This is a genomic window from Novacetimonas maltaceti (assembly GCF_002906255.1).
GTDB classification, from domain to species: domain Bacteria; phylum Pseudomonadota; class Alphaproteobacteria; order Acetobacterales; family Acetobacteraceae; genus Novacetimonas; species Novacetimonas maltaceti.
This window is the reverse complement of record NZ_POTC01000006.1, coordinates 13,283-29,348: the sequence shown is the minus strand read 5'-3', so window position 1 is coordinate 29,348 and position 16,066 is coordinate 13,283. Positions and strand designations below refer to the sequence as shown.

At 63.9% G+C, this 16,066-nt stretch carries 16 protein-coding genes, 1 tRNA gene and 1 pseudogene; 14 read left to right on the top strand and 4 right to left on the bottom strand.

Translation table 11 applies throughout. The features are described from left to right. Nucleotides 1–13 precede the first annotated feature (13 nt). The gene (locus KMAL_RS03670) at nt 14–373 is read left to right on the top strand and encodes a hypothetical protein (RefSeq protein ID WP_110094410.1); all 360 of its coding nucleotides are present in this window, start codon (nt 14–16) and stop codon (nt 371–373) included. Between the two features lie 58 nt (nt 374–431). After that, the gene (locus KMAL_RS17895; RefSeq protein ID WP_110094409.1) at nt 432–818 is read left to right on the top strand and encodes a helix-turn-helix domain-containing protein; all 387 of its coding nucleotides are present in this window, start codon (nt 432–434) and stop codon (nt 816–818) included. A 56-nt stretch (nt 819–874) separates the two neighbouring features. On the opposite strand, the gene KMAL_RS17130 is transcribed toward KMAL_RS17895, so the two are convergent. Continuing rightward, entirely contained in the window at nt 875–1,015 is a 141-nt protein-coding gene (locus KMAL_RS17130; RefSeq protein ID WP_167400104.1) for a hypothetical protein, read from the bottom strand. Here KMAL_RS17130 and KMAL_RS17890 point away from each other — a divergent pair. Beyond that, nucleotides 959–1,636: pseudogene (locus tag KMAL_RS17890) on the top strand (tyrosine-type recombinase/integrase); the annotation flags it as partial. The gene KMAL_RS17130 and the pseudogene KMAL_RS17890 overlap by 57 nt on opposite strands. A 185-nt stretch (nt 1,637–1,821) precedes the next feature. Here KMAL_RS17890 and KMAL_RS03655 read toward each other — a convergent pair. Beyond that, nucleotides 1,822–1,896, bottom strand: a tRNA-Gly gene (locus KMAL_RS03655). A 222-nt stretch (nt 1,897–2,118) separates the two neighbouring features. On the opposite strand from KMAL_RS03655, the gene KMAL_RS03650 reads away from it, so the two are divergent. From KMAL_RS03650 to KMAL_RS03640, 3 genes are read left to right on the top strand one after another with little or no spacing between them, the layout of a single operon-like run. Beyond that, nucleotides 2,119–3,099: a tetratricopeptide repeat protein gene (locus tag KMAL_RS03650; RefSeq protein ID WP_110094408.1), complete on the top strand. Its 981-nt coding sequence runs from the start codon at nt 2,119–2,121 to the stop codon at nt 3,097–3,099. Beyond that, complete coding sequence (locus tag KMAL_RS03645; protein WP_110094407.1) at nt 3,096–3,863, top strand: LON peptidase substrate-binding domain-containing protein; 768 nt, start codon at nt 3,096–3,098, stop codon at nt 3,861–3,863. Before KMAL_RS03650 ends, KMAL_RS03645 begins: the two co-directional genes overlap by 4 nt. 32 nt (nt 3,864–3,895) lie before the next feature. After that, complete coding sequence (locus tag KMAL_RS03640; RefSeq protein ID WP_110094406.1) at nt 3,896–4,090, top strand: Trm112 family protein; 195 nt, start codon at nt 3,896–3,898, stop codon at nt 4,088–4,090. A 301-nt stretch (nt 4,091–4,391) separates the two neighbouring features. On the opposite strand, the gene panC is transcribed toward KMAL_RS03640, so the two are convergent. Then, entirely contained in the window at nt 4,392–5,252 is an 861-nt protein-coding gene (gene panC / locus KMAL_RS03635) for a pantoate--beta-alanine ligase (protein ID WP_239019924.1), read from the bottom strand. A 177-nt stretch (nt 5,253–5,429) separates the two neighbouring features. Between panC and KMAL_RS17125 the strand changes: the two genes are divergently transcribed. The 5 genes from KMAL_RS17125 (at nt 5,430) to KMAL_RS03615 (ending at nt 11,501) form a co-directional block, all read left to right on the top strand. After that, nucleotides 5,430–5,579 carry a hypothetical protein gene (locus tag KMAL_RS17125; RefSeq protein WP_167400103.1) on the top strand — a complete coding sequence of 50 codons (150 nt, stop codon included), beginning with the start codon at nt 5,430–5,432 and terminating at the stop codon, nt 5,577–5,579. Between the two features lie 167 nt (nt 5,580–5,746). Next, nucleotides 5,747–7,156, top strand: coding sequence for a siroheme synthase CysG (gene cysG / locus KMAL_RS03630; protein ID WP_110094405.1), 1,410 nt, complete (start codon nt 5,747–5,749; stop codon nt 7,154–7,156). 296 nt (nt 7,157–7,452) lie between these two features. Next, nucleotides 7,453–7,986, top strand: a complete 534-nt coding sequence (locus tag KMAL_RS03625; protein WP_146044142.1) for a hypothetical protein — start codon at nt 7,453–7,455, stop codon at nt 7,984–7,986. A gap of 325 nt (nt 7,987–8,311) precedes the next feature. Beyond that, nucleotides 8,312–10,687, top strand: coding sequence for a TonB-dependent receptor (locus KMAL_RS03620; RefSeq protein WP_167400102.1), 2,376 nt, complete (start codon nt 8,312–8,314; stop codon nt 10,685–10,687). A gap of 4 nt (nt 10,688–10,691) precedes the next feature. Further along, on the top strand, nt 10,692–11,501 hold the full coding sequence (locus KMAL_RS03615) for an NUDIX hydrolase (RefSeq protein WP_110094402.1): 810 nt from the start codon (nt 10,692–10,694) through the stop codon (nt 11,499–11,501). A gap of 428 nt (nt 11,502–11,929) precedes the next feature. Here the strand turns inward: KMAL_RS03615 and KMAL_RS03610 are convergent, their stop codons facing one another. Beyond that, the gene (locus tag KMAL_RS03610) at nt 11,930–12,760 is read right to left on the bottom strand and encodes an aldo/keto reductase (RefSeq protein WP_110094401.1); all 831 of its coding nucleotides are present in this window, start codon (nt 12,758–12,760) and stop codon (nt 11,930–11,932) included. A gap of 186 nt (nt 12,761–12,946) precedes the next feature. Between KMAL_RS03610 and KMAL_RS03605 the strand changes: the two genes are divergently transcribed. The 3 genes from KMAL_RS03605 to KMAL_RS03595 all read left to right on the top strand — a co-directional run bounded on the left by KMAL_RS03605 (nt 12,947) and on the right by KMAL_RS03595 (nt 15,879). Beyond that, complete coding sequence (locus KMAL_RS03605) at nt 12,947–14,014, top strand: dipeptidase (RefSeq protein WP_110094400.1); 1,068 nt, start codon at nt 12,947–12,949, stop codon at nt 14,012–14,014. 82 nt (nt 14,015–14,096) lie between these two features. Further along, nucleotides 14,097–15,389 (top strand): adenosylhomocysteinase, encoded by a 1,293-nt coding sequence (ahcY, locus tag KMAL_RS03600; protein ID WP_110094399.1) that lies wholly within the window; start codon nt 14,097–14,099, stop codon nt 15,387–15,389. Between the two features lie 79 nt (nt 15,390–15,468). After that, nucleotides 15,469–15,879, top strand: coding sequence for a DUF3597 domain-containing protein (locus KMAL_RS03595; protein ID WP_110094398.1), 411 nt, complete (start codon nt 15,469–15,471; stop codon nt 15,877–15,879). The last annotated feature ends 187 nt before the right edge of the window (nt 15,880–16,066 follow it).

The window sequence follows — 16,066 nt, the reverse complement described above, 5'->3', positions numbered from 1 at the left end:
GTGGGACAGCTCAATGTATGACATGCTGACAAACCCGGATTTTCTGGCCTGCCTCGAACTGGGCCGGACAATGACCGATAAGATGATCGACGATGGCGCGGACCCATTCCTTGCGGGCAGGACCGGCGCAAACACGACCATCGGCGCGTGGGAAATAACCGAAGCCGCTGGCATCAAGTTCATGCTCACATGCGCGATCCTGACCAACAAGAAAACGGGCGAACTGCTGCGCCATCCAACACACGGGACGGTCACGTTCTATGCCCGGGAAAGCGTTCCGGCCGAAGCACTGGCGCGGATGGAATGTGAGGTCATTGGCGGGAAAGTCGTCTGGTTTCTTCTGCCAGAAAAAGAAAAAGCCGCTAGGCGCTGATCCAGCTACCTAACGGCTTTTTCTCCGATGGAGATAATGACTGCTTCCAAAAGGTATTATGATGGATGCCTATATAGAAAACAATCCTTATAAACAATCGCACTTTAAGAAATCGGAATCCTTCAGAACGCTTTTGACTGAACAGGGGATCGCGGCCCGACTAGGGGTATCTGTCACCACCGTTGCCCGTTACCGTAAGAAGGGCGAAATTGGCTACACAATGGTTGGTCGCCGGATTCGATATACTCCCCAACACCTCGAAGATTATTTAGTTAGGAACGAGATTACACCATGCGCCGCACCACTGAACCGACAGGTAAGTACTTCCTCGGCAAACGCCGAGGGTCGGACAACTGGTGCGCGTGCTGGTATGATAGCGTCACGAGACAGACAAAGCGCGCATCGCTCGGCACTAGCGATCCTCGGGAAGCCGAAATCGCGTTAGCGCGCTTCGTTGCAGAACATGCCACCGGCCAGATGCAGACCGCACGGGATGTTCCGTTAGCGGAGGTCGTGACCCGCTACTACCTCCGGCAGGGTCAGCACGTTCGCAGCCAGGGCGAGAATAAGATCGTCCTGCGTCTCATGCTCGATGTCCTGCCGGAGGGGATCACCGTTGGCGAATTGAACCTCGACCAGCAAAAACAGGCTGTCCGCAAGTTACAGGACAAGGGGTACGCTGCGGGATATATCAAGCGGATATTCACCATCACAAAGGCGGCGGTGAACTGGGCATGGAACAATGGCGAACTCGATCGTCCCATGCCATTCCTGCGTCTGCCAGACGGTGAGCCGCGCGAACGCGTGGCGACGGTCGAGGAAATGGCTCGGTTCTTCAGTGCCGAAATGCCCGACCACCTCCGCATGTTCTTTGTCCTGCTGATCGCTACGGCATCACGACCTGAAGCAATCTTGCAGCTAACCCGGGAACAGTGTGACCTTGAACGCGGTTTTATCGACCTGAATCCGCCGGGACGGGAACGGACAAAGAAGCGCAGGCCGCGTCTGCCAGTGGCCGACTTTGTGCGTCCGTGGATTGAATCCGTCCCGACTGGCCCGCTGGTGGCATGGCACGGGAAGCCGGTGCAGAAGATCAATAAACCGTGGAGGATCGCCCGCGCTCTTGCTGGGTTGCCGGATGACATCACGCCTTACACGATCCGGCATACGATCACGACGGAGTTGTTCGCGCGGGGAGTGCCGCCGGGGGAGATTTCATGCTTCACCGGGCACGACCTGCCCAATTTCAGGACGACAGGACGCTACGTTCATGTCATGCCTGACTACCTCGGCAATGCCTGCAAGGCTGTTGACGAGATAGCAAACGCCATCAGCCGGGCGGCAACCCGGGTGATGGTAACTAAAACTGTGCGTGTTAGTAGCGTGCTAGACGAACCGATGATGGCTGGTGGCTCATCATCTAACCGACTGATTCTCTTTGAGAACCTTGGAGCGGGCGAAGGGATTCGAACCCTCGACCCCAACCTTGGCAAGGTTGTGCTCTACCCCTGAGCTACGCCCGCGCTCCGTGTCGGTGAAGCGGTGTTTACGGAATAAGCGTCTGGGGCGCAAGGGGGAAAATGCAGGTGGGGATGTTTTTTTTCATCTGCCCGTCCGGAGGTTGCGCGATGCCGTGGGAATGACAATCTATCGAGATGAAACATCGGCCGTCCGCGCCCTTTCGGGGGCGGGCGGTGGCGAAGACACAGGCCCACAGACACAAGCCAAGGCAGGATCAAGTTTCCATGGACTATATCATTGGTCAGTCCCCGTCCCCCAACGCGCGTCCCGGCGCTTCCGCCGCCGCGCCGGGTGGTGCGGCGCCGTCCGCCGGGGCGGCCGTGATTTCGGATGGCAACCAGAACACCTTCATGCGCGACGTGGTCGACGCCAGCCGCAGCGTGCCGGTGCTGGTCGATTTCTGGGCCGCGTGGTGCTGGCCGTGCAAGAAGCTGACCCCTGTCCTTGAAAAGGTGGTGACATCGGCCGGCGGGCGCGTGCGGCTGGTGAAGATCGACGTGGACGCCAACCAGGCGCTGGCGCAGCAGTTGGGCAAGATCGGCCTGCCGCTGCAGTCGATCCCGCTGGTCGCGGCGTTCTGGCAGGGGCAGATCCTCGACCTGTTCCAGGGCGCGCAGCCCGAGAGCGAGGTCCGCCGCTTTGTCGAAGGCGTGCTCAAGGCGGCGGGCGGCGCGCTGCCGGCGGCCGACCTGATCGCCCTTGCGCGCAAGGAACTTGACGAAGGCCGGGCGGAGGCCGCGGCGAGCGCCTATTCCCAGGTGCTGGAGATCGAGCCGGAAAACCCCACCGCATGGGGCGGGCTGGTGCGCGCGCTGATCGTCATGGGCGATGAGGAAGGGGCCGCCGACGCCCTGCGCGACGTGCCCGCCGCGATTGCCGAGCATGCGGAGATCAAGGGCGCGCGCGCGGCGCTCGACCTCAAGCGCGAAGGGCGCAAGGCGGCGGAGGAGGCCGAAAGCCTGCGCGCGCGCCTTGCCGCCAACCCGAAGGATTACGCCGCGCGTTTCGAACTGTCCGCCGCCCTGAACGCGGCCGGGCAGAAGGCGGAGGCCGCGGATGAGCTGCTGACGATCATGAAGGAAGACCGCGCGTGGAACGATGACGCCGCGCGCCTGCAGCTGATCCGCCTGTTCGAGGCATGGGGCCATGACGACCCCGCGACGGTGGCGGCGCGCAGGCGCATGTCCTCGCTGCTGTTTTCATGACGTCACGCCACGACCGGATGGGGTATGTCGTCGGGCATGATGACGACATACCGCGTCGCATCCCGCTGATCCAGGACATGACGCTGGCGGATTTCCCGGCGGAAATCGGGCTGTTCCCGCTGGACGAGGTCATGCTGCTGCCGCATGGGAAGCTGCCGCTCAACGTGTTCGAGCCACGCTATGTCGCGCTGGTGGAGGACGCGATGCGCGGGGAGCGGATGATCGGCATGATCCAGCCGCGCGACTGGCCCGGCATGGAGTCGGTCGCGGGCGTGTCCGGCAGTGACGTGGCCGACGGGAGCGAAGACCCGCCGGAACTGTATTCCATCGGCTGTGTCGGGCGGATCACGTCGATGACCGAACGCGCCGATGGCACGTACGGCATCACGCTGACGGGGCTGGCGCGCTTTCGCCTGCTGCGGGAGGCCGGGGTGCGGCGCGGCTATCGCGTGGCGCGCATCGACGTGTCGGGCTTTGCCGCCGACGTGACCGACCCGGACGAGGACGTGGCCTATGACCGTGAACGCCTGCTGGAGTCGCTGCGCCGTTTCTGCGCGCGGCAGGGGCTGAATACGCAGTGGGATGCGCTGTATGAAATGGATGATGCGACGCTTCTGGTGACGCTGCCGATGATCTGCCCGTTCGCGAAGGCGGAAAAACAGGCGCTGCTGGAATCCGCAACGCTGGCGGAGCGCGCCCATACGCTGCGCACGCTGCTGGACATGGCTGGACATGAGCCGGACGAGGGTGCATCCCCGTCCTGATCCATCATGATTTACGCAGGAGGCCGCCCCTCATGACCGAAAAACCCACGTTTCCCCCGCTCGATCCCCGCCTGCTGTCGGTGCTGGTGTGCCCGGTGACCAAGGGGCCGCTGATCTATGACCGCGAGGCCGGTGAACTCATCAGCAAGGGCGCGGGCCTTGCCTTCCCGATTCGCGATGGCATTCCCATCATGCTCCCCGACGAAGCGCGTCGCCTGACGGACTGACCTTTCGCCGGGGGAGGCCGTTGGCGCATGGGACACCCGGGCGCTGCCCGGACCCGGCAGGGATCGCGATCCCTGCACCCTGATTCGTTTAAAAGCCATGGTTTCCAAAGGGTAATACCCTTTGGTGGGGGTTCGGGGGCAAAGCCCCTGAGACTGTCGCCGCATGAGACACCCGGGCGCTGCCCGGACCCGGCAGGGATCACGATCCCTGCACCCTGATTCGTTTAAAAGTCATGGTTTCCAAAGGGCAATGCCCTTTGGTGGGGGTTCGGGGGCAAAGCCCCTGAGGGACGCCCCGGACCTACACCCCCACGTCCACCCCATCAATCAGCCGCACGGACTCCAGCCATGCCGCCGCCAGCAGGCGTGCGGGCGCGGTGGGGGTGGTGGTGACGGGGGCGAGGTCGCGCGCATCGCGCAATTCGAGGTAATCCACCGACGTGAACCCTGCGGCAATCAGCGCGTCGCGGGCCTGTTGCAGGGCGGTGTCGAGGTCGTCGCCCGCCGCAATGCGTTCGGCGCACTGCGTCAGCACCTGCGGCAGGATGCGCGCGCGGGCGCGCCCTTCGGCCGAGAGACGGCGGTTGCGTGATGACATCGCAAGGCCATCGTCTTCGCGCCGGGTGGGGCAGGTGACGATCTCCACCGGCAGGTTCAGGTCCGTGACCATGCGGCGCACGACATGCACCTGCTGGAAATCCTTTTCGCCAAAGAACGCGCAATCCGCCAGTGCCTGCATCAGCAGCTTGCACACCACGGTGGCCACGCCGTCGAAATGGCCGGGGCGCGCGCCACCGCACAGCCCTTCGGACACGCCGCGCACACGAATGGTGGTGGCGAAGCCGGGGGGATACATCTCGGCGGCACTCGGCGCATACAGCACATCGACGCCCGCGCCGCGCAGCAGGGCGGCGTCCGCGTCCAGCGTCCGGGGATAGGCGGCAAGGTCGGCGGCGTCGTCGAACTGTATCGGATTGACGAAGATGCTGACGACCACGCGGTCACACGCCGCGCGCGCGGCCCGCACCAGCGACAGGTGCCCGTCATGCAGGGCGCCCATGGTCGGCACCATCGCCACGCGCAACCCGTCGCGTTTCCATTGCATGACCTGCGCGCGCAGGTCGTGGACGGTGTGGGCTGTGGTCATGTGCGCGGTGGTCATGGCGGCCTGGTCCTGTGTCCGGCGGTGGTTGGGCGGGATGGCCACGGGTATGGCGTGGCCCCCGTGGATGGGTTATCCGTGCACGGCGCGCAATATGCAAACGCCACCTGCATGATGGGTCGTGACCGGCGGTTCGCTTTTCTGTTATGTTGCCGCCGTGTCCAGCAGGAGGCTTACTTGACCCGCATTGTCCATATCCTTGGCCTGTTTGCCTTCGTGCTTGCGCTTGGCGCGTGTTCCCACGTCACGCCGGGCAAGGTGGACAATCGCGCCGACTGGCAGCGCTGGGGCTATGCCGAGGGGCTGAAGAAAGCCAACCCCTACTGATCCCGCGCGTCATGGCGGGCGGATGGGGGCGGGCCGCCGTGGCCTGAACCCCGTGCGGTGTCCCGGCACGTTCCCGCCCGTCGTGTTTTCCCATCGCGCGCATGGCCCGGCCCGTGCGTGCCCTTTCGTGTCTGTTGGAGCCACCGGTCCATGCCGGTGAATGGTGCATGACCCTTTCTTCTTCTGATCCCGCATGGTTTCCGCTGGCGCTGCGGCTTGATGACGCGCCGGTGCTGGTCGTGGGCGGGGGCGAGGTCGCGGTGAACAAGGTGCGGCTGCTGCTGGCGCACCGGGCGCGCATTTCGGTCATCGCGACGCGGCTGGTCGCGGACATGCGCCGCTGGTGCGACGGGGGCGCGTTGACCCATATCGCGGCGGAGGCATCGGACGACGCCGTGCGCGCCGCCATCCCCGGCTGCCGCCTGGTCTATGTCGCGACCGATGACCGCACGCTCAACCGCCGCATCGCCGCCATCGCACGCGACCTCAACGTGCCGGTCTGCGCCGTGGACGATCCGCAGCCCTCCACCTTCATCACGCCGGCGCAGGTGCATCGCGGGCTGGTGCGCATCGCCATTTCCACCGGCGGCGCGGCCCCGGTGCTGGCGCGGCGCCTGCGTGAACAGATCGAGGCGGCAATTCCCGACGGCACCGGCGCGCTGGCCGATTTCATGCAGGCCGAGCGCGAGCGCGTCGGCGCGGCATGCCCCGATATCGTGCGCCGCCGCCGCGTGTGGGAGGCGTTCCTGGATGGTGCCGGCGCGCAGGCCGCCCGCAGCGGCGACATGGATCGCGCGCGCCACGTGCTCGACACGCTGCTGGCGGGGGACGCGCCGGGGGGCGAGGTCTGGCTGGTCGGTGCGGGGCCGGGGGACCCGGACCTGCTGACGCTGCGCGCACTGCACATGATGCAGAATGCGGATTGCGTGCTGTATGACCAACTGCTCTCCCCCGACCTGCTGGACCGCGTGCGCCGCGATGCGGAACTGGTGTTCGTGGGCAAGCAGCGCAACCGCCACACCATGCCGCAGGAGGAGATCAACGCCGAACTGGTCCGTCGCGCGCGCGCGGGCCAGCGCGTGCTGCGCCTGAAGGGGGGCGACCCGTTCGTGTTCGGGCGCGGCGGGGAGGAGATCGAGGCGCTGCTTCAATCGCGCATCCCCTTCCAGGTCGTGCCGGGGATCACGGCGGCCAACGGGTGCGCGGCCTATGCCGGGATACCGCTGACGCATCGCGACTGCGCGCAGGCGTGCATGTTCGTCACCGGCCATGCCCGCGCCGATGGGGTGCTGGACCTGCCATGGGCCAACATGGCCCGGCCGGGGCAGACGATCGTCATCTATATGGGGGTTTCGGCCCTGCCGGTGCTGTGCGCGGAACTGGCGCGTCACGGACTGCCTGCCGACTGGCCCGCCGCCATTGTCGAACGCGGCACCCGCCCGGACCAGCGCGTCCTGACCGGCACGCTGTCCACCCTGCCGGACCTTGCGCGGGACAACGGGGTCGAAAGCCCGGCGCTGATCATCGTGGGGCAGGTGGTCGAACACCGCGTGGTGTCGCCTGCGGCGGTTTCATAAAAAACGAATGGGATAAAAGTTTTCGGGTGCCGGCTTTTTTCAAAAAGGCGGCGTTCCTTGAAGCTTTTTGTAAAAAGCTTCACCAAAAACTTTTTGACGATGGGGGACCTGTTTCGTGGGTGGGGACGTGGCAACCATGGCGCGTCCCTGTCGTTCGTCAGGGTATGTTCGCACGACCTCTCACGGCGAAGTGAGGGGGAATGGGATTTTTGTGTTGAAAATGATAATCATTATCATCTAAGGTCACGAACATGATGAACCCCTGAGGAGCCGGACATCGCGTGTCCGGAAATGCCATGTCCAGTTATGCGACCGTTCTGTCCGATCTTCCCTGTGGCGAACGACTGGCGGTATGGACCGTCCGCCGCCTTGTCGGGCCAGTGCATCCGATGGCGTCCTGTGCCGGGGGGGCGGACTTGCCGGTTTCCGCGCGTTCTTCGGCGCTGGGCCTGTTCCTGCCGTGCAATCGCCGCGAATTCGCCGATGTGGCGCAGGCTTTCCACAATGCGCTGGCCTGGATGGCACGCCAGCGCCTGCCGCTGCCCGATATCGCGATGGCCGGGGTGATGCATGTGACCGATGTCGAACGCCGCCTGCTGGCCGCGACGGCGGCGGCGCAGGCAGGGCACGATGACGAAGCCCGCATCGCCCTGCGCGACGTGTCCAGCCATGACGGGGTGGTGGCGCGCCTGATGCCCGCCATCACGCTGCTGGGCGCGTGCCTTGCCGGGGCGGGATACTGGCTGGGCGCACGTGTGGCGCGACCGGTGCTGCATTGCGGGCCGCATTACGTCACGGCGGCGGCGGTGTCCGCACCAGGCCACGCCTGAAGGCTGGAAATAAAGGGGTTCCGGCAGGGGGGTTTTGAAAAACCTTCGCAGCACGGCCCCTTTTGGGGAAGGCGGGGCGGTATCCGGAAACCTTTTCATGAACCGGGTGCTGCTGCCGTGCAGGTCCAGTGGATGACGATTACCAGTGGAGGCATGGTAAAACGTAACATTGTCATCCGAACTTCATTAAACGTTCACAAACAGCAGGTTTGAAAAAAACTATGTTCCCGCGCAGCAAGGAAATTGCTGTGAGGTGACATTGATGTTTGCCAGTATATCAGCCGCATTCTTACGATATGTTCCCCGTCGCGCCAGCAGGGTACATGTGCTGTTTCTGCTGGCTGTTGCTGCAAGCACCAGTGCCCACGCGGCCCCCGTGGCCCCCGATACGACGCACGGGGCGGCGGGTGCGGCAAAAAAGAAGGCGGTGCCTGCCCGGAGCACGGCAAAACCCGCATCCGGCCCCGCGCAGAAGAACGAATACATCCACGTCAACGCCAGTCGTGCGACGCCCGATGGCGTGACGCTCAATGCGCCGGGCGGCGGCCGCATGTCGGTGGAGACGGAGGCCCGGTCCCAGACGACGCTGACGCGCGATTACATCGCCAAGCAGTCGCCCACGGCCAACCTCAACACATTGATCGCGATGGTGCCGGGCGTGGTCCTCGGGGCGAAGGACCCGATGGGGATCGAAAGCGACCACATGAACATGCGTGGCCTTGACGGGTCGGAAGTCGGGTATGTGTTCGAGGGAATCCCGGCGGCCAATCCCACCACGTATGTCACGCATACGCAGATGCTGGTCGATTCCGAAAACATCGGTTCCATCAGGGTGATTCAGGGATCGTCCAGCATCGATTCCCCCGTGTACTGGGCCGCCGGCGGCGAGATCAACGCCAGGATGATCGACCCGTCGCACCAGATGCACGGATATGTCTCCACGTCGGGTGGCACGTACGGATCGAACAAGGAATTCGCCCGGTTCGAGACCGGCGACATCGGCAATACCGGCCTGCGCGGGATGGCGTCGTTTTCCTATACCCGCAGCAATAACTGGTTCGGCGGCGGCGGGGTCTATCGCTACCATGTGGATTCGAAACTGACCAAGGACTGGTCGATTGGCAATACATCGCTGATTTTCGGCTATACCCGCGAAAATCAGGCCAGCTATCCCACGGTGACGATGGCGAGCTGGAATGCGTGGCAGAAGACCGGGAAAAGCCCCGGATATAACAAGGATTATTACTTCGGGAATACGAACTGGTACAAGCTCCACCTCGAAGACGAAAACGAAATCCATGTCATGCTGCCGTCGGACCTGCGCCTGTCCGACAGCCTGCGCCTGCAGGTGCGCCCCTATTACATCCATCGCACCGGCCCCACGATCGGCAGTTCCATGGTTCCCGTCAGTGGCGGATACATGGGGAGCGAGCAGTATGGAAACCTCGGCCTGCCCTATGCACAGAAAGGCAGCGCGACCGCCATCGCCTACAACAACTGGCAGGAGGACACCGCCGGGCTGAGTTCCGAAATCTCGTGGACGACAAAGCATAATACGCTGTCGTTTGGCGACTGGTACCAATATACGGATTACGGCGTCCTCAACGACTATGGCGTGGTCAATAACGCAGGCGATGCGGTCGGGGGCTACAACCCGGTGCGCCTGCCGTCGGGGCGCGTGCTGGCGACGGAGGACATGAGCTACATACAGCAGGTCAATACGCTGTATATTGCCGATACGTTCAGGGCATTCAACAACCGCCTGGTCATCAACGCGGCGTTCAAGGCGTCGATGGTCGGTCGCTCCGTCACCAACGACATCCCCGGCACGCAGTACAGCAACAACAAGAACTATTTCGAGCCCCTGCCGCAGGTTTCGCTGACCTATTTCATCACGCCGCATAACCAGGTCTATATCAACGGCACGACGTCGTACCGCATGCCCGCGTCGGCCAATGCCTATATCGACAGCTACAAGCTGACATCGCCCAATCCCACGACGACGATCGGCAACCTGAAGCCGGAATATGACATCAGCGAGGAAGTCGGTTACCGGCACACGGGACTTTTCAATTTCTCCCTTGCGCTGTTCAACATGAACCTGACGAACCATCAGGTCAGTTCGTCCGAATACCTGCCGGGTGACAATTACCTGACCAGCGTGCCGCTCAATGTCGGGGGGGAGACGATCCGGGGCGTGCAGGTCGAATTCGGCATGAAGCCGTGGCATCATTTCAGCCCCTACCTGTCGGGGCAGTTCCTGCACGCCACCACCGACAACAATTTCAACGCGGGCACCGATTACCTGCCCACGGCGGGAAAGACCGCGATTGCAGCCCCCAAATTCTCAGGCTCCATCGGGTTGCAGTATGATAACGGGCATTATTTCGGCAATGCCAACATCCTTTATGTGGACAGGCAGTATTCGGCGCTGATGGATAATGCCGCCATGCCGTCCTACATCACCGCCAACCTGACGCTGGGCTATCGCTTCCACAGCTTCTCGCGCTTCCGCTCGCCCCAGATCCAGGTCAACATCATGAATGTGGGCGACAACCACTACCTGTCCGCGGTGTCCGGCTATGGCGGCACGGCGAAGGCGATGAAGGGCATGAACGGAAATGCCGTCAGTGCCTCGACACCCAGCTACTTTGCCGGGGCGCCGTTTGCGGTCGTGGCCAGTGTTTCAACAGGGTTCTGAGACGATGTTTACATTCATCCTGCGCCTGTCGACAATTTTCCTCGCCCTTCTGGTCATGGCGGAGGTGGCGTGGGCCGACGATGACGCGCCCGCCGCCACGGTCCTGACACGCATGGAGGCGGAGGAGGCGCACCAGGGCGTCACCAACGACGCAAAACATGTCTATGCCGTTTCCAACAGCACGATTGGCAAATACGATCGTGCCAGCGGGAAAAGGGTGGCCGCATGGTCGGGCGACCCGCAGGTGTTCATCCATATCAACAGTTGCGAAATGGTGTCGGGGCAGATGGCCTGCGCCATGTCGAACTTCCCCAACGTGCCGATGGACAGTTCGGTCGAATGGTTCGATCCCGCCACGATGCGGCATGTGCGCAGCCACAGCTTTGGCCCCGGCCATGGGTCGCTGACATGGATCGACTGGCATGACGGGTTCTGGTGGGCGTGCTTTGCCAATTACACCGCAACGGGGGGCGAGGCCGGACGCGGCACGCAATCGACGGTCCTGGTGAAATATTCAGCGGATTTCGTGGAACGCGAATCGTGGCTGTTCCCGCGCGACGTGCTGGACCGCTTCGGGGATTTCAGCGCATCCGGCGGACGGTGGGGGCGTGACGGGATGCTGTATGTCACGGGCCATACGCGCCCGGAGATGTATGTGCTGCGCCTGCCCGATGCGGGTGGGCGACTGGTGCATGTCCGCACGATCACCCTGCCCACGGGCGGGCAGGCCTTCGACTGGGATGCCACGCGCCCCAATACCGTCTGGACCATCAGCCGTGACAAGGCGGAACTGGTGCAAAGCCGCCTGCCCTGAGGGCGACGCACTCGGCGCGCGCAAGACCCGGGCGCTGCCCGGACCCGGCAGGGAGCGCGCTCCCTGCACCCTGATTCGTTAAAAGTCATGGTTTCCAAAGGGTAATACCCTTTGGTGGGGTTTCAGGGGCAACGCCCCTGAGACTGTCGCCGCACGGAATACCCGGCCGGCTTGCTCCGGACTCGGCAGGGAGCGTGCTCCCTGCACCCTGATTCGTTAAAAGTCATGGTTTCCAAAGGGTAATACCCTTTGGTGGGGTTTCAGGGGCAACGCCCCTGAGACTGTCGCCGCACGGAATGCCCGGCCGGCTTGCTCCGGCCCCGGCAGGGATCGCGATCCCTGCACCCTGATCCGTTTAAAAGTCATGGTTTCCAAGGGGCAATGCCCTTTGGCGGGGTGCAGGGGCAGAGCCCCTGCGGCATCAGGCTTTACTCCTCGGTACAGGTGGCCGGATCGGCGCCGGTGCGGTGGTTGCCGTCGATCGTGGCGAGGTCGTTCATGTCGGTTTCGGACAGTTCGAAATCGAAGATCTCGATATTGGCCTTCATGCGGGCGGGATGCGCGCTCTTGGGCAGGGGGACGGCGCCCATCTGCACCACCCAGCGCAGCAGCACCTGCGCCGGGGTGCGGTTGTGGCGCTGCGCCACGCGGCCGACGACCGGGTTTTCCAGCACGCTGCCACGGCCCAGCGGGCTCCATGCCTCGGTCAGGATGCCGAGCTTCTTATGCACTTCCAGTGCTTCCCTCTGCGCGAAATCGGCGTGCATCTCGATCTGGTTGACGGCGGGGGTGACGCCGGTGGCGTCGATGATGCGCGTCAGGTGTTCGGGCAGGAAGTTCGACACCCCGATGGAGCGCACGCGCCCGTCCTTCTGCAACTGCACCAGCGCCTTCCAGCTTTCGACATACAGGTCCTTCATAGGCAGGGGCCAGTGGATGAGGTAGAGGTCGATATAGCTCATCTTCAGGCGTTGCAGGCTGGCGTCGAAGGCACGCATCGTGCTGTCATACCCCTGGTCGCGGCCGCGCAGCTTCGTGGTGACGAAGATGTCGGTGCGCCCCACGTCGAAGCTGAGCAGCCCGGTGCCCACGCCCGATTCGTTGCCATAGTTGGCGGCGGTGTCGAACAGGCGGTATCCGCAGGACAGCGCCTCGCGCACGGCGGTTTCGGCCTGCGGGTTGTCGAGCGGGTAGGTGCCATAGCCGATCGCGGGGATCTTGTAGCCATCGTTCAGGGAAAGCAGGGGAATGTTCTGCATGTCGGTTCCTTCGCCTCGCAAAGTGTTCCGGCCTGCGGGGCATGCCAAGGGGCGCGCCGCCGCGTGGAGCGACCGGAGGGATGGAGTAGCCTGTCCCCAGCCTAACGCCCTGAAGGTGGATCGGTTTAATGCCCGGTTTTCAGGACAGCCCTGCGTATGCTTCATTGTGTCAAAAGGATAGCTGCCATGAACCAGACACCCAACGATCCCACTCCCGACGCGGTGCAGGCGTTGCACCGTTCGATCCTGACCCTCGATACCCATGTGGACATCCCGTGGCCCGACCGGGGCGATTTCGCCACGGGCGCGGACTCGCGCTGCTCCGACCTGCCGAAGATGCGCGAAGGCGGCATGGGGGCGGCGTGCCTTGTGGCCTATGTGGGGCAGGGCGCGGTCAGTGACACGGGACATGCCGCCGCCTCGGCCAAGGCCCTGGCGATGCTCGAGGTCATCAACAGCGCGCGCGACCTGCCGGGCGTGCGGGTGTGCGACAGCGCGGATGCGCTGCTGGCCGCGCATGCGGCGGGCGACATCGCGATCATCCCGGCGGTCGAAAACGGCTATACCATCGGGCAGGACATCGGCCTGCTGGCGCGCTTTCGCGCCCATGGCGTGCGCTACATGACGCTGACGCACAACGGGCATAACGCGCTTGCGGACTCCGCGCGGCCGATGGCCCACCTTGGCGACGAGGCGGAGCCGCATGGCGGGCTGTCGGCGCTGGGGCGCGCGGCGGTGGCGGAAATGAACCGCCTTGGCATGCTCGTCGATGTGTCGCACACGTCGCGCAGGACGATGATGCAGGCGGTCGAACTGTCGCGCGCGCCGGTGTTAGCCAGCCATTCATGCGTGCGTGCCCTGTGCGACCACCCGCGCAACCTCGATGACGGGCAACTCGATGCGCTCAGGGCGTGCGGCGGGGTGATCCACATCACCGCCATGGACGCGTTCCTGTGCCCGCGCGACGTGCGCCAGACCCACCGCGTGGGCGTGGCCGACTTCGTGGACCATATCGACTACGCGGTGAAGCGCATCGGCATCGCGCATGTCGGCATCTCCTCCGACTTTGACGGCGGCGGCGGGATCGAGGGATGGGCCAACGCTGCGCAGGCGCCCAACCTGACGGCGGAACTGATGCGCCGTGGCTATGACCGTGCGCAGATCGCGGCCCTGTGGGGGGGCAATTTCGTGCGCATCCTGCGCCAGGCCGAGGAAGTGGCGGCAGCGATGCCCGCCGCGCAGGGCGCATCCTGACCCGCACCCCCCGCCGCGCTCTGGATTTGCGGGGGACAACGGGGTATACCCGCAACCGTCAAACATCATATCAGGACAGGTCATGACGACAGATTACAAGGTCAAGGACATCTCCCTCGCGGATTGGGGACGCAAGGAAATCGCCATCGCCGAAGGGGAAATGCCCGGCCTGATGGCCCTGCGCGAGGAATACGGCAAGTCCAAGCCGCTCAAGGGCGCGCGCATCGCGGGCTGCCTGCACATGACCATCCAGACCGCCGTCCTGATCGAGACGCTGACGGCGCTGGGGGCCACCGTGCGCTGGTCGTCGTGCAACATCTTCTCCACGCAGGACCAGGCCGCCGCCGCCATCGCCGCGACGGGCGTGCCCGTGTTCGCGTGGAAGGGCCTGACGGAAGACGAGTTCTGGTGGTGCATCGAACAGACCATCAAGGGCCCCGATGGCTGGACGCCGAACATGATCCTCGACGATGGCGGGGACCTGACGACGCTGATGCACGAGAAGTATCCCGAGATGCTCAATGACGTGCGTGGCGTCTCCGAAGAGACCACGACCGGCGTGCACCGCCTGTGGGACATGGCCAAGAAGGGCCTGCTGAAGGTCCCGGCCATCAACGTCAACGACAGCGTCACGAAGTCGAAGTTCGACAACCTGTATGGCTGCCGCGAAAGCCTGGTGGACGCGATCCGTCGCGGCACCGACGTCATGATGGCGGGCAAGGTCGCGGTGGTTGCGGGCTATGGCGACGTGGGCAAGGGGTCCGCCGCGTCCCTGCGCAACGCGGGCTGCCGCGTGCTGGTGACCGAGGTCGATCCCATCTGCGCCCTGCAGGCCGCGATGGAAGGCTATGAGGTCGTGACGATGGAAGAGGCCGCACCGCGCGGCGACATCTTCGTCACCGCCACCGGCAACGAGGACGTCATCACCATCGACCACATGCGCGAGATGAAGAACCGCGCCATCGTGTGCAACATCGGGCATTTCGATTCCGAAATCCAGATCAACGCGCTGCGCAACTTCAAGTGGGAAAACATCAAGCCGCAGGTCGATGAGGTCATCTTCTCCGACGGCAAGCGCCTGATCGTCCTGTCCGAAGGTCGTCTCGTGAACCTTGGCAACGCCACGGGCCACCCGTCCTTCGTCATGTCCGCGTCGTTCACCAACCAGACGCTGGCGCAGATCGACCTGTGGACCGCACCCGAAGGCAAGTACGAAAACAAGGTCTACACCCTGCCCAAGCACCTTGATGAAAAGGTGGCCTTCCTGCACCTCGCCAAGGTCGGCGCGAAGCTGTCGAAGCTGTCGCCCAAGCAGGCCGACTATATCGGCGTGCCCGTCGCCGGGCCGTTCAAGAATGATCTGTATCGTTACTGAGCACGTTCGCGTCTGCTATAACATATCTGAGAGGCCCGGCATCCCTGCCGGGCACATCCGGAATTAAGGGTACGATTTCATGAGCATTTTTGGCACGATCATGTCCAAGATCTTCGGGTATTCCGAAGCCAAGGCCGCAACCCCCGCTGCTGGTGCCGCGCCTGCGGCCGCCGCGACGCCCGCCGCCGCTGCCGCAACGCCTGCAGCCGCCGCCCCGGCAGCGCCTGCCGCGCCGGTTGACGTCAACGCGGTCCTGAGCGCCATGGCCGCGAAGAACCCCGAAAAGCTGAACTGGCAGACCTCCATCGTCGATCTGCTCAAGCTGCTGGGCCTCGACAGCTCCTTTGCCGCGCGCAAGGAACTGGCGGCGGAACTGCACTACACCGGCGACACCAACGATTCCGCCGCGATGAACATCTGGCTGCAGGCCCAGGTGCTCAAGAAGCTGGCGGAAAATGGCGGCAAGGTCTCTCCCGACCTGATGAAGTAATTTTCACGCCCGACTTCCGGGGCGGAACCGGGCGGCCATCGCTGGGCCGCCGGGTTCCGCCCTTTTTGCGTACCCCTTTTGCGTATTTCATGGCAGGGCGCGGCGCGGCGCGTGCCGTTGCGCTGCCGCCTGTTGCGCCCCTGTTCTGTTGCGCCACTGTGGCCATCGTGCAAGATGGGGCAACGTC

Excerpts from the sequence above, each read along its gene's own strand:
- KMAL_RS03670 (WP_110094410.1), top strand. The coding sequence starts at position 14 with ATGTATGACATGCTGACAAACCCGGATTTTCTGGCCTGCCTCGAACTG.
- KMAL_RS17895 (WP_110094409.1), top strand. The coding sequence starts at position 432 with ATGATGGATGCCTATATAGAAAACAATCCTTATAAACAATCGCACTTT.
- KMAL_RS03650 (WP_110094408.1), top strand. The coding sequence starts at position 2,119 with ATGGACTATATCATTGGTCAGTCCCCGTCCCCCAACGCGCGTCCCGGC.
- KMAL_RS03645 (WP_110094407.1), top strand. The coding sequence starts at position 3,096 with ATGACGTCACGCCACGACCGGATGGGGTATGTCGTCGGGCATGATGAC.
- KMAL_RS03640 (WP_110094406.1), top strand. The coding sequence starts at position 3,896 with ATGACCGAAAAACCCACGTTTCCCCCGCTCGATCCCCGCCTGCTGTCG.
- panC (WP_239019924.1), bottom strand. The coding sequence starts at position 5,252 with ATGACCACCGCGCACATGACCACAGCCCACACCGTCCACGACCTGCGC.
- cysG (WP_110094405.1), top strand. The coding sequence starts at position 5,747 with ATGACCCTTTCTTCTTCTGATCCCGCATGGTTTCCGCTGGCGCTGCGG.
- KMAL_RS03625 (WP_146044142.1), top strand. The coding sequence starts at position 7,453 with ATGTCCAGTTATGCGACCGTTCTGTCCGATCTTCCCTGTGGCGAACGA.
- KMAL_RS03615 (WP_110094402.1), top strand. The coding sequence starts at position 10,692 with ATGTTTACATTCATCCTGCGCCTGTCGACAATTTTCCTCGCCCTTCTG.
- KMAL_RS03610 (WP_110094401.1), bottom strand. The coding sequence starts at position 12,760 with ATGCAGAACATTCCCCTGCTTTCCCTGAACGATGGCTACAAGATCCCC.
- KMAL_RS03605 (WP_110094400.1), top strand. The coding sequence starts at position 12,947 with ATGAACCAGACACCCAACGATCCCACTCCCGACGCGGTGCAGGCGTTG.
- ahcY (WP_110094399.1), top strand. The coding sequence starts at position 14,097 with ATGACGACAGATTACAAGGTCAAGGACATCTCCCTCGCGGATTGGGGA.
- KMAL_RS03595 (WP_110094398.1), top strand. The coding sequence starts at position 15,469 with ATGAGCATTTTTGGCACGATCATGTCCAAGATCTTCGGGTATTCCGAA.